General features: G+C 31.8%; 21 protein-coding genes and 6 pseudogenes. 6 read left to right on the top strand and 21 right to left on the bottom strand.

The annotated features are described in order from the left end of the window. Nucleotides 1–25 precede the first annotated feature (25 nt). From arsB to AC0L0O_RS20585, 14 genes and pseudogenes are all read right to left on the bottom strand, one after another. Entirely contained in the window at nucleotides 26–1,075 is a 1,050-nt protein-coding gene (arsB, locus tag AC0L0O_RS20520; protein ID WP_324656955.1) for an ACR3 family arsenite efflux transporter, read from the bottom strand. A gap of 28 nt (nucleotides 1,076–1,103) precedes the next feature. Continuing rightward, a complete protein-coding gene (locus AC0L0O_RS20525; protein ID WP_000416313.1) occupies nucleotides 1,104–1,451 on the bottom strand; it encodes an ArsR/SmtB family transcription factor in 348 nt (115 codons plus the stop codon). A 622-nt stretch (nucleotides 1,452–2,073) separates the two neighbouring features. After that, nucleotides 2,074–2,568, bottom strand: a complete 495-nt coding sequence (locus AC0L0O_RS20530; protein WP_326042279.1) for an arsinothricin resistance N-acetyltransferase ArsN1 family A — start codon at nucleotides 2,566–2,568, stop codon at nucleotides 2,074–2,076. Between the two features lie 59 nt (nucleotides 2,569–2,627). Further along, nucleotides 2,628–2,832, bottom strand: a pseudogene (locus AC0L0O_RS20535) (hypothetical protein). Between the two features lie 80 nt (nucleotides 2,833–2,912). Then, nucleotides 2,913–4,298 (bottom strand): FAD-dependent oxidoreductase, encoded by a 1,386-nt coding sequence (locus AC0L0O_RS20540; RefSeq protein ID WP_473786001.1) that lies wholly within the window; start codon nucleotides 4,296–4,298, stop codon nucleotides 2,913–2,915. Nucleotides 4,299–4,482: 184 nt separating this feature from the next. After that, on the bottom strand, nucleotides 4,483–4,803 hold the full coding sequence (locus AC0L0O_RS20545) for an ArsR/SmtB family transcription factor (RefSeq protein WP_000391989.1): 321 nt from the start codon (nucleotides 4,801–4,803) through the stop codon (nucleotides 4,483–4,485). Nucleotides 4,804–5,071: 268 nt separating this feature from the next. Further along, nucleotides 5,072–5,281 carry a hypothetical protein gene (locus AC0L0O_RS20550; RefSeq protein WP_080015052.1) on the bottom strand — a complete coding sequence of 70 codons (210 nt, stop codon included), beginning with the start codon at nucleotides 5,279–5,281 and terminating at the stop codon, nucleotides 5,072–5,074. Between the two features lie 1,816 nt (nucleotides 5,282–7,097). Continuing rightward, nucleotides 7,098–7,898, bottom strand: a complete 801-nt coding sequence (locus AC0L0O_RS20555) for an ADP-ribosyltransferase (protein ID WP_473786002.1) — start codon at nucleotides 7,896–7,898, stop codon at nucleotides 7,098–7,100. Nucleotides 7,899–7,958: 60 nt separating this feature from the next. Next, on the bottom strand, nucleotides 7,959–8,456 hold the full coding sequence (locus AC0L0O_RS20560) for a hypothetical protein (protein WP_473786003.1): 498 nt from the start codon (nucleotides 8,454–8,456) through the stop codon (nucleotides 7,959–7,961). A gap of 796 nt (nucleotides 8,457–9,252) precedes the next feature. Further along, a complete protein-coding gene (locus AC0L0O_RS20565; RefSeq protein ID WP_473786004.1) occupies nucleotides 9,253–9,468 on the bottom strand; it encodes a hypothetical protein in 216 nt (71 codons plus the stop codon). Nucleotides 9,469–9,842: 374 nt separating this feature from the next. Continuing rightward, complete coding sequence (locus tag AC0L0O_RS20570; protein ID WP_473786005.1) at nucleotides 9,843–10,538, bottom strand: hypothetical protein; 696 nt, start codon at nucleotides 10,536–10,538, stop codon at nucleotides 9,843–9,845. A 341-nt stretch (nucleotides 10,539–10,879) separates the two neighbouring features. After that, nucleotides 10,880–11,272, bottom strand: coding sequence for a DUF5412 family protein (locus tag AC0L0O_RS20575; RefSeq protein ID WP_473786006.1), 393 nt, complete (start codon nucleotides 11,270–11,272; stop codon nucleotides 10,880–10,882). A 42-nt stretch (nucleotides 11,273–11,314) separates the two neighbouring features. Further along, nucleotides 11,315–11,812: a polymorphic toxin type 44 domain-containing protein gene (locus AC0L0O_RS20580; RefSeq protein ID WP_473786007.1), complete on the bottom strand. Its 498-nt coding sequence runs from the start codon at nucleotides 11,810–11,812 to the stop codon at nucleotides 11,315–11,317. A gap of 154 nt (nucleotides 11,813–11,966) precedes the next feature. Then, nucleotides 11,967–12,242, bottom strand: a complete 276-nt coding sequence (locus AC0L0O_RS20585) for a hypothetical protein (protein WP_001087724.1) — start codon at nucleotides 12,240–12,242, stop codon at nucleotides 11,967–11,969. Between the two features lie 296 nt (nucleotides 12,243–12,538). Here AC0L0O_RS20585 and AC0L0O_RS20590 point away from each other — a divergent pair, with 296 nt between their 5' ends. From AC0L0O_RS20590 to AC0L0O_RS20600, 3 genes and pseudogenes are all read left to right on the top strand, one after another. Beyond that, nucleotides 12,539–12,721: a hypothetical protein gene (locus tag AC0L0O_RS20590; RefSeq protein WP_473786008.1), complete on the top strand. Its 183-nt coding sequence runs from the start codon at nucleotides 12,539–12,541 to the stop codon at nucleotides 12,719–12,721. 5 nt (nucleotides 12,722–12,726) lie between these two features. After that, a pseudogene (locus AC0L0O_RS20595) lies at nucleotides 12,727–12,938 on the top strand (recombinase family protein); the annotation flags it as partial. A 517-nt stretch (nucleotides 12,939–13,455) separates the two neighbouring features. Beyond that, complete coding sequence (locus tag AC0L0O_RS20600) at nucleotides 13,456–13,902, top strand: GNAT family N-acetyltransferase (RefSeq protein WP_264459942.1); 447 nt, start codon at nucleotides 13,456–13,458, stop codon at nucleotides 13,900–13,902. A gap of 314 nt (nucleotides 13,903–14,216) precedes the next feature. Here the strand turns inward: AC0L0O_RS20600 and AC0L0O_RS20605 are convergent, their stop codons facing one another. The 4 genes and pseudogenes from AC0L0O_RS20605 to AC0L0O_RS20620 form a co-directional block, all read right to left on the bottom strand. After that, nucleotides 14,217–15,545, bottom strand: a complete 1,329-nt coding sequence (locus tag AC0L0O_RS20605) for an MATE family efflux transporter (RefSeq protein WP_473786124.1) — start codon at nucleotides 15,543–15,545, stop codon at nucleotides 14,217–14,219. A gap of 629 nt (nucleotides 15,546–16,174) precedes the next feature. Continuing rightward, complete coding sequence (colA, locus tag AC0L0O_RS20610; RefSeq protein WP_473786009.1) at nucleotides 16,175–19,057, bottom strand: collagenase ColA; 2,883 nt, start codon at nucleotides 19,055–19,057, stop codon at nucleotides 16,175–16,177. Between the two features lie 406 nt (nucleotides 19,058–19,463). Further along, nucleotides 19,464–19,695, bottom strand: a pseudogene (locus AC0L0O_RS20615) (cell filamentation protein Fic); the annotation flags it as partial. Nucleotides 19,696–19,921: 226 nt separating this feature from the next. After that, nucleotides 19,922–21,112 carry an MFS transporter gene (locus AC0L0O_RS20620; RefSeq protein WP_473786010.1) on the bottom strand — a complete coding sequence of 397 codons (1,191 nt, stop codon included), beginning with the start codon at nucleotides 21,110–21,112 and terminating at the stop codon, nucleotides 19,922–19,924. Between the two features lie 362 nt (nucleotides 21,113–21,474). Here AC0L0O_RS20620 and AC0L0O_RS20625 point away from each other — a divergent pair, with 362 nt between their 5' ends. Beyond that, a complete protein-coding gene (locus AC0L0O_RS20625) occupies nucleotides 21,475–22,053 on the top strand; it encodes a TetR/AcrR family transcriptional regulator (protein ID WP_473786011.1) in 579 nt (192 codons plus the stop codon). A gap of 280 nt (nucleotides 22,054–22,333) precedes the next feature. On the opposite strand, the pseudogene AC0L0O_RS20630 reads toward AC0L0O_RS20625, so the two are convergent. From AC0L0O_RS20630 to AC0L0O_RS20640, 3 genes and pseudogenes are all read right to left on the bottom strand, one after another. Continuing rightward, nucleotides 22,334–22,547, bottom strand: a pseudogene (locus tag AC0L0O_RS20630) (linear amide C-N hydrolase); the annotation flags it as partial. A 109-nt stretch (nucleotides 22,548–22,656) separates the two neighbouring features. Further along, on the bottom strand, nucleotides 22,657–22,956 hold the full coding sequence (gene pagR / locus AC0L0O_RS20635) for a transcriptional repressor PagR (RefSeq protein ID WP_000196515.1): 300 nt from the start codon (nucleotides 22,954–22,956) through the stop codon (nucleotides 22,657–22,659). Nucleotides 22,957–23,145: 189 nt separating this feature from the next. Then, nucleotides 23,146–23,436 (bottom strand): annotated as a pseudogene (locus AC0L0O_RS20640) (SunI/YnzG family protein). Between the two features lie 769 nt (nucleotides 23,437–24,205). Here AC0L0O_RS20640 and AC0L0O_RS20645 point away from each other — a divergent pair. Both AC0L0O_RS20645 and AC0L0O_RS20650 read left to right on the top strand, forming a co-directional pair. Then, complete coding sequence (locus AC0L0O_RS20645) at nucleotides 24,206–25,519, top strand: condensation domain-containing protein (RefSeq protein WP_473786012.1); 1,314 nt, start codon at nucleotides 24,206–24,208, stop codon at nucleotides 25,517–25,519. 210 nt (nucleotides 25,520–25,729) lie between these two features. After that, nucleotides 25,730–25,840, top strand: a pseudogene (locus tag AC0L0O_RS20650) (IS6 family transposase); the annotation flags it as partial. Between the last annotated feature and the right edge of the window lie 13 nt (nucleotides 25,841–25,853).

Raw genomic sequence — 25,853 nt, forward strand, 5'->3', positions numbered from 1 at the left:
CCACCTTTATTATGAATGTTTATTTTTATTGTGTTTGAAAGTATTTACGCTGGAACCAAAGTGCTACATTTACAAGTGCTATCATAACTGGAACTTCGACTAAAGGCCCGATAACTGCTGCAAAGGCTGCACCTGACTGAATTCCAAATACACCTACAGCTACCGCAATCGCTAATTCAAAGTTATTACTTCCAGCTGTAAATGCTAATGTTGTTGATACCCCATAACTTGCACCGATTTTTTTGCCCATAAAGAAAGAGACAAAGAACATGATTACAAAATAAATGAGTAATGGAATTGCAATACGTACAACATCAAATGGTACGCTAACAATCACTTCTCCTTTAAGAGAGAACATCACAATGATTGTAAATAGTAAAGCAATTAAAGTAACTGGACTAATCTTTGGAATGAATACTTTTTCATACCATTCTCGTCCTTTCGTTTTTACAAAGATCAAGCGTGTTAGCATTCCTGCGATAAATGGAATTCCTAAATATATAAACACTGATTTTGCAACCTCAGCCATTGTTATATCTACAACAGCACCTTCAATTCCTAACCATTCTGGAATAACTGTTACAAACACATAAGCATATACTGAGAAAAATAACATTTGGAATACAGAATTAAATGCCACTAATCCTGCCGCATATTCTGTATCACCTTTCGCTAAGTCATTCCATACGATAACCATCGCAATACAACGAGCTAAACCTATCATGATTAAGCCCACCATATATTCTGGCTTATCTGGTAAGAATATAACAGCCAAAGCAAACATCAAAACAGGACCAATAATCCAGTTTTGCACCAGTGACAATACTAGTACTTTTACATCTTTAAAAACGCGCCCCATCTCTTCATAACGAACTTTTGCAAGCGGTGGGTACATCATTAAAATTAGGCCAATCGCAAGTGGAATAGACGTTGTTCCTACCTGTAAACTATTCATTCCATCAACGAATCCAGGCGATAGATATCCAACTCCAATTCCTACTGCCATCGCAAGAAAAATCCATAGGGTTAGATATCGATCTAGGAAAGACAGACGTTTTTTCCCCGTGTTGCTCATCCTTCTCACTTCCCTTTCTAACTATATATTAACAACCACACCGGAGTGTAGGATTGCTCTTCACAATTTGTTTAATTTTCTCTGTTTGGTCTGGTACATGTGCTAAAATATCTTCTAAAAGTGTGTATAAATCACTTGCTTGATTTAAAGAGTAATAAATCCACTGACCTCTACGCTCTTCCTGTACTAAACCTAAATCCTTTAACTTTCGAAGATGCTGACTGATAGAAGGTTGACTCATATCAAATACTTCAAGAAGTTCACAAACACAGCATTCACGTTGTTTAAGGATTGATACAATTGTTAATCTTGTTTTATCTCCTAATAGTTTCAATAATTGGGATGCTCTCGTTACTTCTACAACTGTTTTTTCCATATCTACACCTACCTCGTTATAATTACATAAGCATATGCTTATATGTTGTGTAAAAATAAAACGTATTATTCCTTCAAATTAACTTATTCTTACTTTCAAAATAAGTATATAGCTATTTGCTTATATGTTCAACTGAAAGCTCTCACCTTTACAGAATCTTTACATTCTATTTCCTTTTTTAAAATTTGTGCTCTTTTTCTTATCCCAAAAAGATATACATGATAAATCCTATAGGTCCTGTTAAAAAAATAAATATTAGCCATATTAGAAAGTGCCGCTTACTAATTTTATTTTTCTGATATTCAAGCGTAACATATGAACACATGTAAATTATTAAAAGATATATACTTACAATGAGCAATTGATCTAACAATCCTATCCCCCCATTTTTTAATAGATAATTCTTAGGTGTTTCTTAAAATCATATCATAAGTAAATAATTATATGTCTATATAAAGGATGATAAAATTTATAAATCTCCTACTAATTCCAATAAGGATTTCCTTATTGGAACTATACTTAAAGATTCGAGGTATATGTAAATAATTACGTTATAAAGGTATTCACATACCCTTCAAATGTGTAAATACCTTTACCATTTAAATTTCAGCTACAACTTTATTTATTCTGCAGATAACATTTTTTCCATGATCATCACATCTACATGCTCGCCGTCCATTATTCCCTGCTTTTCAAACACTCCTACTTCACGATAACCCATTTTACGATATAGCCCTTGCCCTAGATTATTAAAAGAAAAGGTAAATAAAACAAATTTATAGAATTCATTTTGCTGTGCGGTCTTTTCTAAAGCTAAAAGCAACTTCTGTCCCAAACCTTTTCCACGATATTCTCTCTTTATGTAAATAGATAGTTCACCTACCCCCCGATAAGCATATCTATGGCTATATGGATTAATAGAGGCCCAACCGACAACATGTGAATTCTCTTCCATAACAATTACCGAATATCTATATTCTCTTTGAAACAGCCATTCTATCACATATTTTTCTGTTTTTATTTCAGTCTCTAAAGTTGCAATACGATCCTCGATACCCTCATTATAAATAGTCATAATTTCTTTTACATCTTGTTCGGCTGCTCTCCTAATCTCCATACATATCTCCCCCTAATATTTCTTATTTATCTCATAAATGTCTTATAAAATTTATTAATTTAATAAGGCTGTTTCAATTCTTGATAAGCTTCAAGGAAACTCTGATAAGTTTTCTTTCCTAAACTGTTTTTTTCGAGTCTAAACATATTTTGAAAAAACATAATCTTTTGCATTTTCAACATTACATTGGTGGGCATTCATTATTAATCTTATATAGGATACAAAATAGTCTTTTTTTAAATTACCCGCATGATTAATAACCATTTTATTGAGTTCCCCCTTTCAAACTTAATTATTCTGTAAGGAGGCGTAATTTATATTACGCCTCTTTACAGTTATTCTCCTTAACAACAGGATTCTGTACCACAACATGAATCATCAACTTTATTAGAATTTAAATTCACACTACAAACACCAGTCTCTGGCAAATCAAGTTCTACTTTTTCAGCTGCCTCATAATCCCCAGTAAGGTAAGCAACTATAGATCTAACTTGTTCATAGCCTGTCGTCATAAGGAATGTAGGCGCTCTTCCATAACTTTTTGAACCTACAATATAAAAATCTTTCTCTGGGTGTCGAAGCTCTTTTTCACCATGGGGGCGAACAGTACCACAACTATGAAGGTTAGGATCAATTAGTGGCGCTAACGCCTCTACACTTTCGGTAGCAGTATCAATTGAAGTACGTATTTCACTTATCATAGATAAGTTAGGGCGATTCCCTGTATTTACAATCATCTCATGGATATCAGTAATTTTAATTTCTTGTTCCTCTTGATGACCTACAATGTTCATTCCGTTTTTTGTTCTAGCTACGTATTGAATTTTATATGGTGTCATTACTTCTACGTTTCCCTCATCAACCAATTGATGAATGCGGCTACCTAAAGTCCCACGTGCTTCAAGTGCATCTTTTTCCTCTCCCCCGTACGCTTCTTCCACACGTCGCTTTCTCATAATCCATACAATCTTAGTTTCTGGATAGGATTCCTTTAGCTTTGCCAATTCCAACAAAGCATTAATTGCAGAATGACCACTTCCAATAACAGCTACATGCTTATCGGCATATCGCTTTTGTTCGTTTCCCAATATATCTGGAATACCATAAAAAATATGCTTGTTAAGGGATTGCTCTTCTTTTAACCAAATACCATTAGAATTTGCCGGATTTGGATTTCCCCACGTACCTGAAGCATCTATCACTGCTCTAGCTTCATAAACTTGAAGTACACCTTCTTTTTCTGCATAGATCATGAATGGCATTTTTTCACGATTCGCTGTTTTCATTTTATCTGTATCTTTCCTACCTATTGATTGTACCTTGGTATTCAAGTGTATAAATGGTTTGATTTTTGGAAGGTTCGCAAGTGGCTGTAAGTATTGTTCTACAATTTCTTTTCCTGTTGGCAATACATTTATGTCTGGTGATTCCCAACCATGCTGTTCAAGAAGAGCCAGAGCTGCTTTATCTATGTTATATTGCCAAGGTGAAAATAACCGCACATGGCCCCATGTAAGAATGTTTGATCCTATTTTTTCTCCAGCCTCTAATAAGATAAATGATTCACCATGCTTTGCTAAGTGTGCTGCCGCTGCCACCCCTACAGGTCCGCCCCCAATAATGGCTATTGGTAACTGTTTTAATCTCTGCATATTAGTATTGTTTTGTAATGTTTGATTTTCTGTTCCACAACACTCTTTTACTTTGAATGAAAGTTGAATAGGTTTCATGAAAAAATCCTCCTTATTTTATCTAAATTTGTAAGTATAGTTTTTTAATTGGATTCTTTAAATCAATAAAAATTGATTTAAAGAACAGAATGATTGTTCAAGTTTAATCACTTATCAAAAAGTTTTATTAATCAAAAAAAATTGATTTAATATATATTAAAATGCTATCTCGTCCCAACCAAATTTATGACATAGGACGAAATATACAGCATAATTGCTCAGATAATAGTGCATCTACTTCTTCTTTATTAATATTATAGTAACTCCATGTTCCTTTTGTTTCTTTTGTAATAAGATTTGCATCAAGTAAAAGTTTTAAATGATATGAAAGCTTTGATTGTGGTAAACCAAGAATACCTGTTAAATCACATACACAAGTTTCTCCACGTTGGCACAATTCATACAAGATGTGTAGCCTTCTATGATCTGCCAATGCCTTGAACTTCTTTTCGTACGTTTCAAATGATTGGTTAGTTAATTGATTATACAATGTTAGTTCTTCCATGTTTCTACTCCTTAAATCAATTTTTTTTGATGCTTTTATTATATGCCGATGTTTATGATTTTACAATTATTAAATCAAAAAAAATTGATTTAATAATTGTAAAATAAAACTGATTATACGGGTGACAAACGCTAATTTTATGAAAATAGAATGGTATTATGCTCCTATAGTTATATAAAAAAGATCCTGTAAAACAGGAACTAAACAAAATTTAGAACATAGCAACATTACTTTTATTTATAAAGAAAAGACATCCTAAGATGCCTTTCTACTCTGTAACATATTTAAATACATAGTACATAAAAAATAGACAAGATAGAGATGCTAGTCTGCCAGCAATCGATTCTCTCATAAATTTCATAAGTATGACTTTGACAAGCAATGCTAAGAATAACGGTATAAACAGTACCATAGCAAGTTTGATCGCTAGGTCATTTATTGTTGGATTAAATGGTTCAAAATTAATTATAGTATTCACTTACCCTTCTATAATTACTTTATTCATATAATATAATTATATGAATAAAATCACTAAAAAGATACAATAAGGTTCCTTTCTCCAACTGAACCATCTTAATTTTAACCTGTTCTGTTGCAAATATAGGACACATTACAAGAAACAATCGGGAATTCCTACCGAAATTGTTCTTTTTTATCATATGCATGACTTCTACTCCTATATGATATTACCCAATATAACAAAAAAGCACCGCTACGGATGCTTTAGCCTACATATTCTTCTATTTTACTAAAGATACGATTAATAGCAGGTACTACGCATGCAGATGCTACAATTGCAGAAATAAGTTTAACAAAAAACAAGCTTACAGTCATATTAACACCCCCTGCTCTAATAATAAGCAGGAAACATCACATAAATTTTAAAATCATATTATATTATATTAATGTTAATTTTTGTTTATCTTTGTTACAAAGATAAACAAAAATTAAAGAGCTTGTTTTAATACAGAAACTAATTCATTTATACTTTTCATTTCTTCAATGAAGTCTTCATGTCATGAATATAGCCAAGATGTGTTCTTATCTTCTTCTGAAATAACTTCTTTAAGTTCGCGTTCTAATCTTTAGTACATTGCAAAAAAAGTCCTCGAACTTTACTGGATAAGTAGTTTAGAGTTTCTTGTCCTATGTTCAAAAAGTTTAGACTTTCATGTCCCGTTATTGAGACATGAAAGTGCCTACAAAATTTATGATAATGGCTATTTATCAGCGATTGCTCATGAGATTTTAGTTTAGACTTTTATGTCTTTCTACAATTATTGTTGTACAAAAACATGAAACTCCTGTTGATTTGAAATAAAGTCGTACCGTTTAAAATAAAGTTGCACCGTTTTAACCCTTTGGATTATGTTGTGTCCAAAGGGTTTATTTATCGAAAAACAGTATTCCACAAACGGGCCATTTAATCCCGGGCGCCGGATGTCTTTTAATTACTGGCGACGAGATTTACCGTATATACTACCTCGATTTTGTGGCCCTCGGTAGTGTTATAGAGCGTAGGGAATGTTTGGAACCCAGCGATATCGTCAAATGGTACCTTTTTGCTGTACGGGCCAAAATATCTCAACTCTTCAGCGTTCCCGGAGACAACATAGTGTTGCGTCAGGTCGTACTGAAAGACCAACATTTGGTTAAGATGCCCTTCGCTCTCCTCGCCGAAGTAATGTACTGTAAGTCGCTTATTTACGCCGATAGTCCGACTCTGTCCTGGCGGAATGTCCATTGGCCCATCGTATAGGGTCTCTGACTGAAATATCTGATCGTCGTCTACAGCGCGGACAATCCTGCCCCAAATAAAGCCATCTGGCGAGACGTGCTTAGATCCATAGTTTCTTATAGTCGCGATTGTGGAGCAATATAGATAGGAAATGATCAAACTTTTTTATAAAAGAATGAGTCAATTGAAAATATTAAGAGCGTGTTTTGATCAAACTTTTTTCAAAACACGCTCTTTTCTATGAACGTTTATCAAGGTTATTAGTATTAATTTGATCAAACTTTATTTTAAAGCAACAACTCCAAACTATTTAGACAAGAAAATATAAACTTTCGCTTTTAGATATTAGTTGGGACAAAAATTTCTAAATAAAATTTTATACTTTTATATTCTTTCATAAAATTATGAATTCAATTCTTGTTATAAAAAACAAAACTGTTACTATTCCACCTTCCAACCACCAAAATACCGAGTAGGATATACTCGGTATTTTTTACTATTGTTCTTTCGGAAGTGTAATTCCTTTATATAATTATAAAAGTGAGGATTTATTAAACTATTTATTTATCACACTTGCATCAACTTTTACAATCAGTTTTCCTTTTTCAACAATTCCTGAAACCTTTTTAATTTTTAATGAAGCATTTCTTGGTAATATTAATTCTGCATATTCATTTCCCATATATACAGCATGTGTTCCTTTTGGAACTTCAATATCCATACGAATTGTTTTTGCCTTTTCTCCTAGATATTTATCAAGAATAGCTAGAGACGTACTTGTAAAACCTTTGTCTTTAACAGTTTTTCCTTCATATTTCTTCTTGAACTTTTCAATTGATTCTTTATTAACTATTGTTTCTTTTGGGTTTTTTGGATCTTTTGGAAAAAATGTCCCCGATGCAATTCCAAACTGTTGTTCATCAGTATATCTATATACCATAATTGTATCTGGTACACTGGCAGCGTTCTGTTTAAATACTTTATCCATCTCTGCAGCGTATTCTTTTGCTACTTTTACATACTCTTTAGGATATCCATCTACTTTCCCTTCTCTTAAAGCTTGATTAATCCTTGTTCCATTTTGCTCATAGTTATTAAAAGCTTCTTTTGCTTTTGGTGTTACTACAATTTTATCTCTATGATTAGGAAGGTTCTTTCCATAATTTTTTGCTTCTTTTTCTTTGTCTTTAAAATCTATCAATTTATCTAAAAATTTATCCGCTTTTTTTGTAGATTCAACAGAAGAAATAGGGTAATCAAGAGTTGAACTTTGCTCCATTGCAGATGCTACATTAGCTGTTCCACTCAAAAGAACTATAGTCGCTAGACCAAAAGAAGCAACTTTTTTACTTAACATGTGAATTTTCCCCTTTCAATGTCTTTAATATTTTTTAATATAAAGAGTTGGTATTTTTTATTACTTTTCAATCGAAATGAAAGACATAATAATTTTCGCAGCACCCTTAACTACAAAATCAGGAACGACACCTGGTACAACTGATTTTAGGGATTTATATACTAATTCTTCAACAGTTTTTGAATTTCCGTAGTATTTATCTAACGCTTTTAAAACAGTTTCAAGTTTAACATTTTTTTTTATAACATTAGGAACTTTGTTCCATGCTTTTTTCACACCTGCTTTAACTTTTGCAAGACTAACTTTAACTTTTGCAACTTTTTGAGATTCTTGAACTAAAGAATGAGATTGTTGGTTATTATCCAATGGTAATGCCCCAACTGCTTCAGCTATTGCTATATCAACAGGTGATAATTCATATCCTTTCATTGAATCTACTAACTCTTGACTAGAGTCATATGTAGAAGCTGAAGCAGTGTTAGTAATCATTGCTCCGCTACTAAATAACATTCCCCCAGCAAGTAACGCAGGAACTGCTTTCTTTTTTAAATATTTCATTATACTCCCTCCTTTTTTTATGATTAATTTCCTTCACTTTTTATCATAGTATTATTTTCCTTAAAATGTAATATTTTGCTGCTTTATAAAATTAAATCAGAATTTTATAATTTTATTGTAGAAATGAAAATATCCCGATAACTTGACCTCACTATACATGCCCATCAGGCTAAATTTAGCTAAGTTTAAACTCATCAAAATTTTTTCTTTCTTGTACAATGGTATAAAACTCTAAACTATTTCGAAAAGAATCTCTAAATTGAAATTTTATAGATTTCCCGAAATAAACCCATTTAATCTTGTATAAGATGTACCCATTCTTATCTAAGGCCTATATATTTTTAAAGTCCATCAAAAGGTTATTCCGAATCTTTGACACATTGATTTTTATAGAAATATATCTGCTTCCAAAGGTGTACCTTTTGATATACAATGAAATAAAAATAATATAATGCTAATGTATATAACAAAAAAGCACCCGCTATGGATGCTTTATCCTACATAATCTTCAATTTTACTAAAGATACCATTAATAGCAGGTACTACGCATGTACACGCTACAATTGCAGAAATAAGTTTAACAAAAAATATGCTTACAGTCATATTAACACCTCCTACTTTAATAATAAGCAGAAAGCATTACATGCATTTTGAAATCATATTATACTAATATTAATTTTTATTACAAAGATAAACACGTTCATTGAAAAGCTTGTTTTAATACAGCAACAAATTCATTTATACTTTTCATTTCTTCAATGAAGTCTTCATGCCTTGAAAATACCAAGATGTGTTTTTATCCTCTTGCATCATAGATTTTTATATTCCTCTCGTTTATTTCTCTCACAATTGCTTTCTTATCTATCCATTCAGCTTTAATATACTCATTAAATATTTTGTAATTTTGACGATCACGATCATTCTCTTCTTTTGCATCATTTTCTAACTGCTGCTCAATATCTAGCACATTAATTTCTACTGGATTTTCATCTTCATACTCAGCTTGTTCCAATGCAATCTTTTCATCATGTTCATGCGCTTTTAAATCTCTTCCTTCGTAATCAAGATGAAGAATTTTACCGTTTCCTTTAATTGGTTCCCCGTTATATATTTCTCCTGTAAAATCTTTAACTTTGTATGAAATATCATAGTTTGTTGTTATTCCACTCCAAGGTTTTGCTTTCTTACCAGTAAAAGAGCTACGATCATTGACTATTTTAAATTCGCCTTCAAATATAATGTTGTTATTTAAATACTCATATCCTTTGTGGATATAATCTTCTTTCCAAATACCTTTATATTCTATTTCTCCTTTATGGTTATATGAGGTTCCTTCACCTTCCCTGAAATGATTTTTTGTTCTACCTTGATATATAATGTTATGATTTATATTAAATAAGGTTGTAATACCATCATAAATTTTATTGTTTTTATAATGACCATCATAAAATATTCATTCTTTCCATCGTTATTTGGTTGATATACTTTAACATGTTCCAATTCATCAGGTGCTAGTTCTTTTGAATACTTAACGTAGTAAAACTCATATCCCGGAGAATAATATCCATAAATTTGGCCCCTAAAGAATTTTTTCTCTTTAAATTCCCCTGAGCATTTTACTTCTTTATTAGTATTATAAAGAGTTCCGTTTCCTTCAAATAGATTCTCATTATCTCCTGTGAAGAAAAGATTTCCGTCTAATGTTGTCTCATAAAGTCCAGTTGTTTTATTTTTCTTTGTTACCCTTTTTGATGAGGAAAATGTTAAACTGTATATTTTTTTCAAAATAACATATAAATCAATATTTACTATTTCATTTGCCGAGGAAACATAATGCTTTTTAAGTACTCCGAGAGGTATAAAATTAGCAAAAACCTCTTCAGTTAATATTTTAAGTTGTGTTTTTAGTTCTTCGTCATTTGTATAAGATTTATGTTTTTCTAATAAACTTTGTAAAGCGTGAAACTGTTCATATAATTTGTATACTTTATTTAATTCTTGTTCTGTAAGCTGATCTCTCAGATTTGCTACATTTTTAATCCAGTCTGTACTGAAATAAATTTTACTTGGTTTAGCTTCCATTCCGTTTAGGGGTAGCACCAACAAAACGCGAATTTCGTACGCTAAGCAAATTCCAATAAAAAAGTCAATTTCTTTTAAAGTAAAAGAAATTGACTTTTTTGTTTCATTAACACGAAAATTCTATACTAAAAGCTCTATTAAACTACTGATACTTTTTGGAAACCAAAAATTCAATAAAAGGAAAGGTTATCATTGATAATCTTAATAAGGGGTCACCACATCAAAAAATAGTTGAAACAGATTTAATCTGTTTCAACTATTTTTCTCTATTGTCCATATGCAATATGTAACATTGTATATTATAAGTATGTAAATGTTTTATTGCGTATTGCTTGCATATACTATTTATGATTACGCCAATCATATGTCTCTTGCTTTGAAATATCTAAAGTTTGATCCCCAATTTTAACCCTATTCTTATCTAACCATTCAATGGTTGGATCTTTATCGGGATAATTCCAATATATATTTTTAGTGGAATTGTTTCTAAGGTCAATTAATTCTCCTCTAACAGCATCTCTACTTAAGGATCCTCCATCATGAATATACGTTTTAATAATGTATTTTTCATCTGGCGATTTAACCGTTCTAATTAATTCCCCATGTGGTATGCCTTGCAAACTAAAAAACTTCCAATAGATAAATACAATTATAATTATTGGTATAGCAAGCAATACCAATAATACTTTCTTCTTTGTTTTTTTTATTTCTTTATCAATTTGTTCTTGTTTCATCTTTAATCTCCTTTCATTTTAAAAAAAAAAGAGATTGAAATATTATTTATTTTCTTTACTATCTTCATATATTCGTTTTATATCCTCTTTAATTGTAGTTTTTTCACTTGTGGTTAGTTTTTTTACTGCTTCCTGGTATAACACATCCTGATTAAATTTAGGTTGAGAGTTTGTTATTGTAAAACTAGTTGGTAGTGATTTGTTATCCCATAATTGAATTCCATAATTAATCCAAGCTTGATCATTAGGGTCGTCAAAATAGGTAGAAATCCACTCAAGTTTATAAGTTCCTGATTTTATTTGATATAGGCCTGCTGCAGTTTTTAATAAGTCCGGAGTAAATCCGCCAGCTCTCCCTACGTAGCCATAATGCATATTTCCTAAATCTTCACCTGTACAATTTCGGCCTTGATAAATATATTTACCAGCATATTGCCATTTATAATCCCAAGGACCTTTAGTCCTAACTTTTTCTATAAAATAGGTTACAGCAGTTTCTGGTGCATTTAACTGTTTAGCTTCGTATGCAGCATATGCCATTAGTAGTGAATTTCTTTTCATAAGGCTAGAAAATTGTGAAGTTATTTCTTGATAACCTGAACTTGAACTATATGCAATTTATGGATTATGCCAAAGCAATAATCAAATTTATAAAAAATTAATTTCATAGTCCCCAAAATAAAAACACAGGGTTTTATCTCTGTGTTTCTTCAAATTTCCGTTTTTGAATATATGCTTGAGCATGAATAAGTTCTTCCTGAAGCTCTTTTAATTCTTTTGTAGATTCGGATTCAATAGCCATGTAAGTAGTAACTAAACTAATCATCATATCCATCTTCTCTACTATATTTTGAATGACTTGTTCAGATTGCTCTTTTTGAGGATGTTGTATTGCTATTAATACATTTTCTATATAATTGTTCTTTCTTTGCTGGATATCATAAATAAACTGTTTTGTGTTTGAGTTCATTTGTTTTCCCTCCGTTTTGGATATATCTTCATTCTATCATATTTGAATAGAAAATATTGAATGGGCCGTTCTTACTTGCAACATTCATCGGTTAAAGGGATTATCACAAATGTTTTGGTGAAGAACTCAATTATAAAATGGTATCAAGTTAAGAGATAGGTGAAAAGAGTATCCTAAACCGTTTCACTCTTTTGTTGTATGATTTTTAAATCTTAATAAGTTAAATGTATTGTAAAGAAAAATAAAGTGATAGTGAACGCAATAATTTTTTACCGTTTTGTTTAGGAGGTGTTACTGTGAAAACTATAGAAATTGAAATAGTTAGATCCGGGAGTCGTAAGGATTTAAAAATGAAATTAGATAAAATTGTAAAAAAGTTTCGTTCAAAGGGTTTAGAGGTTGTAGTACAATATCGAACACAAGCAATTGTAAATGGAATTGAATATTCAGCTTCAATCGTGGGGGGTAATTCAGAATGATTGAAGCTGCACGAGGAAAAGAAGGATTAGAAGAGAGTAAAAAACGGGAAATAGAATAGGGAGACCAAACCTAGAAAAAGAAAAACTTTTAATTGCACTACGTATATATGATAGTGACCAATATTCCATCAAAGAAATCATAGAAAAAACCGGAATATCACTGGACTCTCTTTATCGAGCTATTAATAAACGAAAACTTGAAGAAACAAAGAAGTAAAAATACTTTGTGTTTCTTCAAATTATACTATTTTATGGAAGGGATTTTATTAGCTAATCTTATTTACAAATTTCTTTCAAAAATAATAACAGATTCCTTAACGTACAGGGAATCTGTTATTTTGTGTCCGAAATGTGTTTAAACGTACAATTTTCTTTTTTTGATATCGTGACCCCACGGCTATCAAGTTAAAAATCATATTCTTCCCCAAAACAAAAAAGTCATTCTTTATTCATGGTGAAATACAATTGTTTGCAAAGAGATTCTCCCGATATTTGGTATCATATACCTTAGATAAATTAGATAGAAAAATAGGGTCTTTTCAACAGGAAAAGAATTTATAGTGGAAAGAATATATTTATATTGATTATAAGAATGTGTTTTGAATTGTACCTTTAAGGAGGCGTTGTCGATGAGAAAATATTTCTATTTGATTGGGCAAAAAAACAAGAGGATAACGTATCACTAGCCCATAAACTACGTGCTTCCTCTTCAATATTGGAAGGAGAGTATCAGATTGAATAAGATTTATTTAAAGGCAATTGACAAAAGTAATTGGGAAGAAGCGATTAAACTTTCTGTTGCAGAAGAACAACAAACATTTATTGCATCCAACCTTTATTCTATCGCAGAAGTTCAATTTTTAGATAATTTCTATGCAAAAGGTATTTATCTTGATGAAAAAATGATTGGATTTACTATGTTTGGGATAGATTCTGATGATAATAATTATTGGATTTATAGACTTATGATTGATAAAAAATTTCAAGGGAAAGGAATAGGTAAACAAGCTATACATCTAGTTATTGATGAGATAAGAAGAAATAATAACGCAAACATTTCTATAATAATGATTGGATATGCTACTGAAAACCTTACAGCTAAATTTGTATATAAAAAAGCAGGATTTATTGAAACTGAATTATCCTCTTGGGGTGAACAGTTAGCTAAGTATTCCTTATAAACACTTGAATTCTGCACATTAACTTTTAGACTTATTAAAGAAAAGAGTCTAATAGTATAGTAATGCAGATAGGAAACGAATCAACTTTTTTATAAAAGGATAAACCAACTGAAAATATTAAGAGCGTGTTTTGATTTACCTTTTTCAAAACACGCTCTTTTCTATAATTGTTTATCAAGTTTATTTAGTATTAATTTGATTAAACTTAATTTAAAGACAACACAATGTCTAGAATAGTGAAAAAAATACCCTCCGAGTCATTAACGCAAACTAAGAAGTATCTTGTTTCACCATGTAGATCTTCTACTTCTATCCTAACTAACAAGTCGTGAAATTCGTTTCTTTTTCCATGAAAATTTATAATATCCATATTGCAAAAGTAAACTTACAATAAATGCAGCTGGATATCCAATCCATATTCCTTTTATACCAAGATTTGTATGATAAGAAAGGTAATAAGCAACTGGGACTTCTACAAGCCATATTGATACGACACCGATAATAGTGGGCCATAATACAGTTCCACTTGCTCGCATTGTCGCACCAATAATTTGAGCATGGCCGAAAATTAAGTAACTCCAAAGTGTAATCATCACCAAACTATGTGCAATTTCGATTGTATTCGGGCTCGTTAAAAATAACGATAAGATTTCTCTTGAAAACAAATAAATAAAAGCAATTAATATACCACCAATTATATAGTTCATAACGATTCCAGCACGAATAACTTCCTGTAATCGATTAAATTGCTTTGCACCAATGGATTGCGCAGCGAAAATGGATACTGTTATTCCGAGACTGACTGCAGGCATCTGAACATAACTTGCAACCTGGTTTACAACCCCATATGCAGCAGTCGCATCAGAACCGAAACGATTCACAAATGCGATTACCGCAATCTCAGATAATGAAACAAGAATCATATTAATACTGGCTGGAATTCCAAGGCGTAATAATAGTTTTAACAATTCCCAATCCATACGAATATTTTTCCGCACGGTCTCATCTAATTGCAGTGGATGATTCTTCTTCTTTAAATAAATAAGCATAACAATAAATGTTACAATGGTTGAGATAACAGAAGCATAAGCAGCTCCGTACACACCTAGTTTGGGTATTCCTAGCCAGCCAAAAATTAGAATAGGTAATAGCATTATATTTAAGACTGTACTAACAATTAAGAAATAAAACGGTGTCTTAGAATCTCCTGTACCCCTAATAAACGTTGTATAGGAGAAATATAGAAATAAAACTGGCATAGAAATAAATAAAATACGTGCATAATGCACACTCATATCAATTATATTATCTGGCGTACCCATAAGACGCATAATGTTCAGAGCAAATACATTTCCCACTATTGCCAAAATAACTCCTATTATAAAGGTAAATGTCAACGTCGTACCAACAATGGCTTTTAAACGCTCTTCATTACGGGCACCAAATGCCTGACCAATTAAAATCGAACTACCTGATCCAATTCCAATTACAAACGAAACCAGTAAGAAGAATAATGGGAAAAATGCTGAAATGGCAGCTAATTCATTCACACCAAGCCATCGTCCTACTACCACCATACCAAATAATTGTCCAACTGATTGTAATATGTTACTTAAAAGCAAGGGAACTAGAAACATAGACATTGATTTCCATGTTGCTTTCTCATCCTTTTGTTGATTTTTTAATCTTTTACTTTCTTGAATACTATCTATCGATGATTTCATATTTGATTTCCCCTTTTATTTGGAGGATTTATATCATTTTGAGAATAATACGTTAAAGATGAAAAAAATTTCAAGTTAACGTTATAATTTTATCTACAGATTTCCCCCTACGTAATAATGATTTTTAATAATTTGTTTGTCATTCTTTTTTCTACACTTCTCCCTTTGGATTTACTCTTCAACATGTACAACAGTTGGATTAATTTTCCTTGCCCCTGTTTATTTTAATAAAATTATTTATATTATTAAATGTAATAAACAATTAATAAATAAAATTGGTATAAATGAGCCACTGTCACAAAACGAAACGGTTACGCTTTTATATAGCGTAACCGTTTCGTTTTGTTGTTTGCCATCATTACGTATACTTGTTAATTTTCATGTCTATACTGTTTAGAGAAGGTATTCCATGCCATTCGGATTGACCTCCAGCACATGATAAGTTTATAACCGTTCCTATAATTAGGAACGGTCTTATTTCATTCAACTGTCCTTTTTAATTACAGTAACTGTTTTTTGATAAGCATTTATACATATCGGATATGAATTTATTTTACAAATAATGAATATTCACCATTCTTATCATCGAACTTATAAACATTCAAATAATATTTGCCTCGTTTCGCTTCGAATTTCCCCTTTATAGTATTTCCTTCATCTTCACCACAAGCTACATAATTTTGCATGTCTGATTCATGATAAAGTACCCATGTCATCCCAATATTTTGTTCATTTACCACAGAAATATCTACTTCTTTTGGATTTGTAACATTAAACGTATAAACATCTGTTTGATCAGGAGTAATCAGATTTCCTTTTACAAGCGTATTAAACGGGAGTACCTTCTCCTCTTCATGGGATTCACCTGTTTGCGGATCTTGTTTTATAGTAACTTTTGTTTGATCTTTGCTTTCTTTTCCTCTACTATCTTTCACTGTTAGTTCCACAGTGTATGTTCCTTTTTCTCCATATACATGGGTAGGATTTGCTTCTGTACTTGTTGTACCATCTCCAAAGTTCCATAGATAAGAAGTAACTTTTCCATTTTCACTTTTTGTACCATCGCTATGAAATTGAATCTCTTCATTTACTACCCCGCTGTATGGTCCATTCATATTTACTATAGTATTTGTTTTTTCCTTTTCCTCAGTTGCAACACCATGAAAAACAATATCATATTCAAACTGGTTAGCTGCATTCACACGATAGTTTACAAAATAGGCTGTAACTGTTTTATAACCACTCCAACCTTTTTGGGATAACTGCTCCAAAGTTCGATTTACTTGTTTACTCATCGTTTTCCAATCTTCAGACTCACCTTTTGATGTACCACCTGTATACTTGCCTTCCACGGTAAATGTATTAAAGAATTGCGACTCATATTTTGTAATTTTGGCATCTTTTATATTTGCTACATCCACAATTTCTTTTTTCACTTCAACTAGCGGCTTTGGTGCGTGTTGAATTAAATAATCATTTGTTACTTGCGGTACATTATATTTATCTTGATTATCAATCAACTGCTGCATATATGCTTGATATTCTGCATTCAATTTTGTATTGTTGCTCAATGATTCACGATATGAGTCATAATTTTTCACATCGTTTGCACGGATTAAATCTTGAAGCTTATCAAATGTTTCAAATTGATGATTATACAAATATGACTGTAGTGCAAAGGAATACTTATAAAAGTCCCATGATCCATATTTTGAGAACAAAGTTTGCTTTGCTGTATAACGGCTTGCTGGATCAGATGATAAGCCACTTATCATACTTTTACGCGGAACAACATTATTTGTACGTGTAGATCCTGCAAAAAATTCTGCATTCCCTTCTTGGAACCAAGTTAATCGTTCATTTTGATACATTTCTCCGCTTCCAAATAAACCAGGAACCTCATACCTTCCTTGTAAATAATGAGTGAATTCATGACGGAATAACTCTTCTAAACTATAAATACTCTGCTTTGGCGTACGCTCATATGTAAAGAAGGTCCCCTTCTCTTCAATATAAATTCCACCGTTATTTGTTTCATATCCATATAATTGTCTATTTAATTGATATTCATCTGGATTATTATAAATTACTATTGTTAGTACATCATCAGCGTTACCCGGTTCTAGTGCTTTATCATTACCAATTACACGGTGATATTGTGCTTTTACTTCTTTGGCTGCCCAATATAATCTCTTAATTTTTTCTTCTGTTACTTTATCTCCCGTCTTGAAGACAATTGATCCGTCATCAAATGTATATGTTTTAGGTAAGTATTGTCGTTTCCCTTCTTCACGTATTTTCTGTAGATTTACTGCATTTCCACTATAATCTTTTCCACCATAGTTTGTTTTAATTTGTTCTACTGCTACAAAATAAGGTCCACTTAAACGAGGATACAAGCTCATTGCTTGTGTAATAACTTCTAATCCTTTGTATGGATTACTATGAAACTTCCCTAAACGACCTGCATAATAAATGCCATTATTAATTAGCCAACTATTTTCATTTGTTATATTCCCCACGAGAGCAATTCTATTAACCTCATTTATAAAGTTATCAATCTTTCCATACCACATTGTTTCATTAGATTGCTTACTCGTATCTTGCAAATAAGACTGTATATCATAATCAATTCCTTTTACAATTTCATATACAGCTTGTCCTTTCGCATAATCGCTTACATACGTAGTAAGATTATCATTATATTGTTTTAAAACATTTACCGCATACTGTACTGTTTCAGTATCACTAGAGGCATTACCAATTAATTTTCCATACGCGGCTACTACTCTATCTTGCTCAGCTGTACCTAATGTAAAGTTTGGATTTTTCGCAATCGCTTTCAATGCTGGTAAACATTTGTCATGGAAGCTTCTCTCTTTCAAGTAACTTAATTCATTATTATAATATCCCACATAAAAAGCAGAACGTAATACTTCAACAAATGTTTCAATGCCCTTTGAGTTATCTTTCGTAAACGTGCTTCCTCGTTGTCCTAATTCATCAATGATAATGTTCATACGTTCTTTATTTTGATAAAAAGCTTTCGTATCTTGATTGAATTGAAATAAATCAGTAATTTGATTCCAAGAAATTTTTGAAAGCGTATCAATGAGTTCGCTATCAGGCATTTTATTCAGTTCTGCCAGAGTGTAGCTTTGCTTTAATTGACTTTCATCACGTTTCATAACCAGAGTAGGACGTTGTGAAAAATCGCCTACTTTTAAACGCTCTTCAAAAGTCAATGTTTCGTCCGCTGTTGTAGCATGTACAATTTCATCTTTTGAAGTTTCTGTCCCCATTGGTTTCATCTGTAAGATATTATAGGATGCTGTTTCTTCTGCTGATACCTGTGTTTGAATACTTCCAAATGATAATGCCATCGTACTAATCCCGATTATCATTTGAGTAAATTTTAAATTCTTGTTCATTACATTTCCTCCATTTATATATTCCACCCAAAAATAATACATTTTATCTTAATAAATAATTATAAAATGTATTATTTCATATTATATCAAATTAATATATGAATAATATGAAATATTATAGAATTTTTTTTCTTTTTTCCATCCTTACTCATGAATTGAGTATATCTTTTGTTTGAAATTCACAGGTTCGTTGCAAGAAACCAAACTCTCTGGCAAGATTTCGTAAGATATTTTGCGATAAAAAGCTTTGAATTTCTTGAGCAAATAGTTGTAATTCATTGGATACAGAAATAGACATACAAAAACGCCATTCTTACTTATAATTTCACAGAAAGAATAACGTATTTTTTAATAAAAAATACTCGTCAAAGTGTAAAACAAAAAGGCTATCTCAGCCCTTTTTGTTTTACAAATCCTTTATATCATATTCGGTATATCCCTCATAATAGTAACTAATACTAATACTTTTCATGAATATTTCACGACTATTTATTTCATCTACTAGTGCATTTTGAAGTAAATGCTTAATTTCAATATCTTTAATTCGGCTGCGTTCCATTGCCAGTAAATAATCTTCTTTATCAATTTTATTACAGTCGACCAACCTGATAAAGTTCATTTTTAAAGATTAAATCTAGCTATATTCATTTCAACTTAAAGAGAGTCTGTGTTTTGACACAAGCTCTTTTTTATTGCGTTTCAAATACATTCAACAAGGTGAATCTTTTTCAATTACAGCAATATAGAAAAAAATCTGGTTTTGATATAAAAACTTCAAAATAACCGCAATTAATCTATAAAACTCGGACATACCAATGAAGAAGCATTCAAACAAATCCAGGCAGTTTAAATTTGATTATAGAACTATTTCTCACTAGCAAAATAAAGCAAGGCTATGGTCGGAAAAGCGATTCCTATGCATAATGTTAGATTCCATCCTCCTAAGGCATATGCCCATCCTCCAATAAAAGATCCAACAGCACCTCCTAAAAAGAAAATAGCCATAAATAGCCCGTTTAATCGACTACGAATTTCTGGACTTAACGAGAAAATTAAACGTTGGCTAAGCACAAGGTTTGCAGATACTCCCATGTCTAACAGAATTGCAGCAATTACTAAAACAGCTATTCCGATGGGCGAACTACTTTGAATAATAAGTGGTAGTAATAAAGAAATAATAACAACAGTGAGAGCTATCCCAGTGGCGGATCGTGTCCAGCCAAGATCAGCTAGACGACCACCTATTGGAGCGGCTATTGCACCTGTAATTCCGACAAGTGCATATAATGCTATGGCAGTCTGAGAAAAATGAAAAGCAGGACTAGATAATAATAATGGAACAGTGGTCCAGAATAAGCTGAAAGCCCCAAATACACAAGCATGATAAATGGCGCGACGGCGTAAAATTGGAGTAGTTCGTAGCAGTTGCCACATTGAATTAAGTAAGGCTATATAATTTGTTTTTACCTGTGGTTTCCTAGTAGGGAGTACTTTCGATAATACAAACGCTAAGACAATAATTACAGTAGCAGATAAAGCAAATATTGCATTCCATCCCCACATATCGGCTACTAGACTAGATATCGGTCGCGCAAGCATAATACCTAATAACAGACCACTCATGACATTGCCAACTACGCGACCGCGTGCATTCTCAGATGAAAGATATGATACAAGAGGTACGAGTACTTGCGCTGCGACCGAACCCAGTCCGATAAAGAATGAAGCAATTAACAACAAAGTTGCGCTTTTTACAAAAACCATGGAAATGAGTGCAAATGCACTTAAAAATAACAATATAAGTATCAATTTTTTATTCTCAACAATATCCCCCAAAGGCACAAGAAATAGTAAGCCAACAACATATCCAATTTGAGTTAGCGTTACAATTAATCCAGCGCTACTATTAGAAAGCCCAATTTCATTACTAATTACCCCAATTAAAGGCTGTGCATAATAAAGATTAGCCACAATAATACCACATGCAGTTGCTAAAAGAATGATTAAACCTGATGAAATATCCTTATCAATTGCTTTATTTTTAAAATTAGACATATCTATTTCCTCCCATACTTTTATTTCAAAATTACTAAATCACCTTGGCAAGTACTACTGCGATGCCATTTTTTATTGTAATAAATTATATCTGAGCTACTTTCCATTCTGCTTTTAAAAGGTCCAATTTCATCTCTTTTTTATCCCCCTTTTCTAAATGTTTTTTAGCAATTTAATTTGTAATTTTTGGAACCTAAATATATCCATACCATTACAAGATGTTAATTAATAAACTGAACGTACAGTTTATTAATTAACTAAAATATATACTAAACGTTCAGTTTTGTAAATAGTCTATTTCATTTTTCGTTTTTATTAAGTATACTAAACGTATAGTTTATGTTTTGAAAGGAATGATTAATGTGCAAGGTAAAAGAGGTCGACCACGTAATATTGAAACCCAAAAGGCCATCCTTTCTGCGTCCTATGAGTTATTATTGGAAAGTGGCTTTAAAGCAGTCACAGTCGATAAAATTGCAGAACGTGCTAAAGTCAGTAAAGCTACGATTTATAAATGGTGGCCAAATAAGGCTGCTGTGGTAATGGATGGTTTTCTTTCTGCTGCTGCTGCCAGATTGCCTGTACCTGACACAGGTTCAGCGTTGAATGATATTTTAACTCACGCCACAAGTTTAGCCAATTTTTTAATCAGTCGAGAAGGAACCATTATCAATGAGTTAGTTGGCGAAGGGCAATTTGATTCGAAACTAGCAGAGGAATATCGTGCCCGATACTTCCAGCCACGTCGACTGCAAGCAAAGCAACTTCTGGAGAAGGGAATTAAAAGAGGAGAATTAAAAGAAAACCTCGATGTTGAATTGAGCATCGATCTCATTTACGGACCAATTTTTTATCGGTTGCTAGTAACCGGTGAGAAGTTGGATGATTCCTATGTACATGACTTGGTTATAAACGCATTCGAAGGGATACGGTTGAAGTAATTAACATATATACAAAGATTTAGATTTCCACTGTTTCCTATACTGATGTAACTTGCATTAACTTAATAAATAAAGTATCTATTTTTTTAAAACTGTTGTATATGGGATTGTCCCCGTATGCATCAGTTTTAAAACAGGATTAATCAACAAGCTAATCACGCTTCCTTTTTGATTTTTTTGCAGGTTGTAATGTTTATTAGTTATTCATTTTTCATTTGAAAATAGATTAAAACCACATAAGAATCCTAAATTTGTATTGTATACAGTTTACCTATTCTAATCAGTTTTCATAAAATATCTTCTGTTTAAACAGGAATGGATAGGTTTTAATCTCTTCTGAATCTAAGTTTTCATCAAATAAATGAATGGCTGTAATTTGTATACAATCGTAGGTATGATAATAATATACCTTCTTCCTTGATTACTCCATGCTTAGGAACTTCGCAATTTGATAAGATATGAACAACGGCTGATATTCCCTCTTCTTTTAAATCGTGACATATTTTAGATGTTGATTTAAAAAATTAATAAATAAAAACCCTCCACAACAAGGAGGGTTTAGTATTCTATATAAGTATATCTTTAAATGGTAGATTTAATATTTTATTGTATTGGTCCTAATAATCCCATAATTTCTTCAGCTTTTTGGTTTTCGATGCTATAGTAAATTTCTAACCCCTGACGATTTCCTCTTAGAACCTTCCCTCTCATTTTAGATAAGTGTTGGGAAACTGTTGATTGTGGAATGTTTAAAATTTCGGTCATTTGGGTTACATTTAGTGTTTTATGTTTAGAAAGCTCATTAATCAGTTTTAAACGCATTGGGTGTGCCATAAGTTTTAAAAGCTCTACATCCTCTTCTAAAATCGTGTTCTCTACATGCTGATTCGCAAATCTTGTCATAGTATCCGCTCTCCCTTATTTGTTTTCTTCTAATGTAGTGTAACTTCCGTATTACATAATATTAGTATGTTTGAATGTTTGTTGTTAAAAATGATACTTAAAGTATACAACTTTAGTTTGTGCTAGTAGTGGAGTTAATGTGTGGTTTATATGAAGTTTTTATTTGCTATTTTTTATAATCTTGCCTGTTTAAGTAATGATGCTCTTTTGGAGAAATTTATCTGTAAGCTTATAATAAATTTCTTCTAGGATTATAGATGGGTTAACAACAAATATAATGAAGTTTAAGTTTGTAGTATGTATCAGTATTCTATTTCTCGAGCAAGAAGGAGTTCCAATATAAACCACATGGTCAAGTTTATTAAAAGGAACATCATTCGTTGATATAGTGAGTAAATCTTTTAAAGGTATGGTAATCTCTGCTGATTGCTATGCAATCATTATACTATCTGAGGACTTTGTTATGCTAATTCTAGACACTTTATATCAATCCTTTATTAGTTTTAGATAAATAATTAAACAATTATCTAAATTATTTTAAGTAAAATTATATATTATTATATCGCTTTATAATAATACACACTAAACAACATGTGCAAACGCCTTATTATCATAATAAATACACTGTGTTAAAAACGATTTAACTACTATTAATCAATTTTGTTTCTTTTAAATTTAACAGTAATTAACTGGAAATACAGTTCTTATTCTATTAGCAAATTAAATATAGCAGAAATTGATGGAATTTTTGTATTTAAGGATGTGGAGAATTTTTGCCTGAATCATTATTTTATCACTGGTTTTTAGAATGTTCGATTGCATCCTCTATCTGACTTCTAATCTTACAATTTTGTAAGATTAGAAGTCACAATGTGTATATTTTATACCAAAAGACTCCTCCCTTAATTTGTTTAATGGTGGGATAGCGCTATTAAAAACATAGAAGATACTGTCGAAAAATGATAAAGATGACTCGATTATTATTTACTGATTTTTCATAGACATTAATATATAATGTTTATATATAATCAAACAAAAAATCTATTCGTTTATCTAATAACGTAAAAACAAACATAAGTGATGAAAATTATGAATACCAATAACAACACGGATTAGTACGGTAAAGATGCTTTAATAAGCGAAATACTAAAAAATTGAAAATAAAACTTTATGGATCCTTGAAAAAAAGTTACAACCCTATGAAAAACAAAATTGTAACCAAAAACAGATTGAAAAGAGGGAGAAAAATATGAAGCAAAGGAAATATCCAGTAACACCTCAAGATCGAATGAATTATATACTAGGTCTTTATTCTGCGAATCAACAAATTAATGCCGTTCTTTATTTTCCTATAGGTATATCAAAAAAATTACTTGAGCAATCAGTAAGGATAACGTTACAATTACAGCCCGTTTTAAACAGTCGTTTTGTAGAAAGTGATATGCCTTACTGGGAGGAACGTTCATCTAGTACTAACTCACCAATTTGTTTATTTGCAGAAGGAAATGATGAAAATCTGGAAATGATGGCAATAGATTTTATAAAGGAATCTGGAAATCCTATTCAGGGACCTATGATTCAGACAAAATTATTACGAGGAACTTTAAAAAATGTGTTAGTTGTGAAATTATCTCATCTTTGTTCAGATGGTGCTGGAGTCAAGGAATATATTAATTTGCTGGGAGCAATTTATACTCAACTTTCTCTGAGGCAGTCTAAGGATCAAATTATAAAGAAATTTAATCCAGAAAATGAGGAGTTTCGCGATCAATCACCTGTTTTCAAATATGCTGGAATAACAGACATAAAAAGTGCGTATCGTCCTAACCAAGAACAACAAGCAGCGTTATGGTCTTTCCCATCTAAACCTAACAAAAATACTTATCCAGAAATGGCTGTGCGACGGTTAAGTCATGAGCAAACTCTACGTCTAACTCAATGGACAAAAGCACAAAAAGCTACCTTAAATGATGTAATCATGACTGCATACTTCCAATCTTTATCACAATTCGCTGTATATACAGAACCTCGCACCGCAGAAAAAATGATTGGTTTAACAATTGATTTACGCCGATATCTCCCTAATCATACAACTGGTTCAATTTGCAACTTATCTGGGATGGAAATGCCCGTGATTAAAATGGAAAATGATGACTCATTTAATCAAACTTTAGTTCGAGTCAAAGAATCAATGGATACAATAAAATCTCAAAATCCAGGGCTTTCTTCAGCTGCAGGAATGGAGTTACTGGCAAGTAAAAAGCTATCTGAAGTGAAGAAGATGTATAAACAGCAATACGAACTGGCTTTACAAATGGGAATGGCTTTACCGTTACTTACTAACTTTGGGTCGATAGCAGATGAACCTATTATGTTTGGTGAAGTTCAAGCTCAGGACGGGTATATAACATCACCAATTATGTATGCACCATTCTTTACAATGGGTGCAAGCTCTTACAATGGGAGACTTACATTTACAATTGGTTATCATTCGCCAGATACTACAAAAGAAAAGGTAGAGCAATTTTTAGAAAGTATGGTCAATCAACTATCAAAATTGTAATGGGAGTATCACCCTAAGCTCAATAAGTTAAGTTTATAAATCTAGCCAGGAAGATTCCTTCCTCAAGGAACGCGAAGTGAGTATGTGAGAGATGAATTGGCTTCGGACATAGGATGTAAGGAAGCCAGTTTAGTTGTTCGCCGTCCATTCCCATTAACCTAAGAAAACAGATGTGAGATACTTCAAAATATTAGCTTGATGCACTTGGTTCGGTTCCCTCATATGCTTGGATTAAAATCCTTACAAACAGCTTTTAAAAAAAATGTCGCAATAGAAGTTATGCATATAATCAAAAAAGGACAAACTATCCACGGTGAATAGTTTGTCCAAAATT

The organism is Bacillus sp. GS3m_15504, assembly GCF_055825275.1.

Excerpts from the sequence above, each read along its gene's own strand:
- arsB (WP_324656955.1), bottom strand. The coding sequence starts at position 1,075 with ATGAGCAACACGGGGAAAAAACGTCTGTCTTTCCTAGATCGATATCTA.
- AC0L0O_RS20525 (WP_000416313.1), bottom strand. The coding sequence starts at position 1,451 with ATGGAAAAAACAGTTGTAGAAGTAACGAGAGCATCCCAATTATTGAAA.
- AC0L0O_RS20530 (WP_326042279.1), bottom strand. The coding sequence starts at position 2,568 with ATGGAGATTAGGAGAGCAGCCGAACAAGATGTAAAAGAAATTATGACT.
- AC0L0O_RS20540 (WP_473786001.1), bottom strand. The coding sequence starts at position 4,298 with ATGAAACCTATTCAACTTTCATTCAAAGTAAAAGAGTGTTGTGGAACA.
- AC0L0O_RS20545 (WP_000391989.1), bottom strand. The coding sequence starts at position 4,803 with ATGGAAGAACTAACATTGTATAATCAATTAACTAACCAATCATTTGAA.
- AC0L0O_RS20555 (WP_473786002.1), bottom strand. The coding sequence starts at position 7,898 with ATGTTAAGTAAAAAAGTTGCTTCTTTTGGTCTAGCGACTATAGTTCTT.
- AC0L0O_RS20560 (WP_473786003.1), bottom strand. The coding sequence starts at position 8,456 with ATGAAATATTTAAAAAAGAAAGCAGTTCCTGCGTTACTTGCTGGGGGA.
- AC0L0O_RS20570 (WP_473786005.1), bottom strand. The coding sequence starts at position 10,538 with ATGGAAGCTAAACCAAGTAAAATTTATTTCAGTACAGACTGGATTAAA.
- AC0L0O_RS20575 (WP_473786006.1), bottom strand. The coding sequence starts at position 11,272 with ATGAAACAAGAACAAATTGATAAAGAAATAAAAAAAACAAAGAAGAAA.
- AC0L0O_RS20580 (WP_473786007.1), bottom strand. The coding sequence starts at position 11,812 with ATGGCATATGCTGCATACGAAGCTAAACAGTTAAATGCACCAGAAACT.
- AC0L0O_RS20585 (WP_001087724.1), bottom strand. The coding sequence starts at position 12,242 with ATGAACTCAAACACAAAACAGTTTATTTATGATATCCAGCAAAGAAAG.
- AC0L0O_RS20605 (WP_473786124.1), bottom strand. The coding sequence starts at position 15,545 with ATGTCTATGTTTCTAGTTCCCTTGCTTTTAAGTAACATATTACAATCA.
- colA (WP_473786009.1), bottom strand. The coding sequence starts at position 19,057 with ATGAACAAGAATTTAAAATTTACTCAAATGATAATCGGGATTAGTACG.
- AC0L0O_RS20620 (WP_473786010.1), bottom strand. The coding sequence starts at position 21,112 with ATGTCTAATTTTAAAAATAAAGCAATTGATAAGGATATTTCATCAGGT.
- pagR (WP_000196515.1), bottom strand. The coding sequence starts at position 22,956 with ATGACAAGATTTGCGAATCAGCATGTAGAGAACACGATTTTAGAAGAG.
- AC0L0O_RS20645 (WP_473786012.1), top strand. The coding sequence starts at position 24,206 with ATGAAGCAAAGGAAATATCCAGTAACACCTCAAGATCGAATGAATTAT.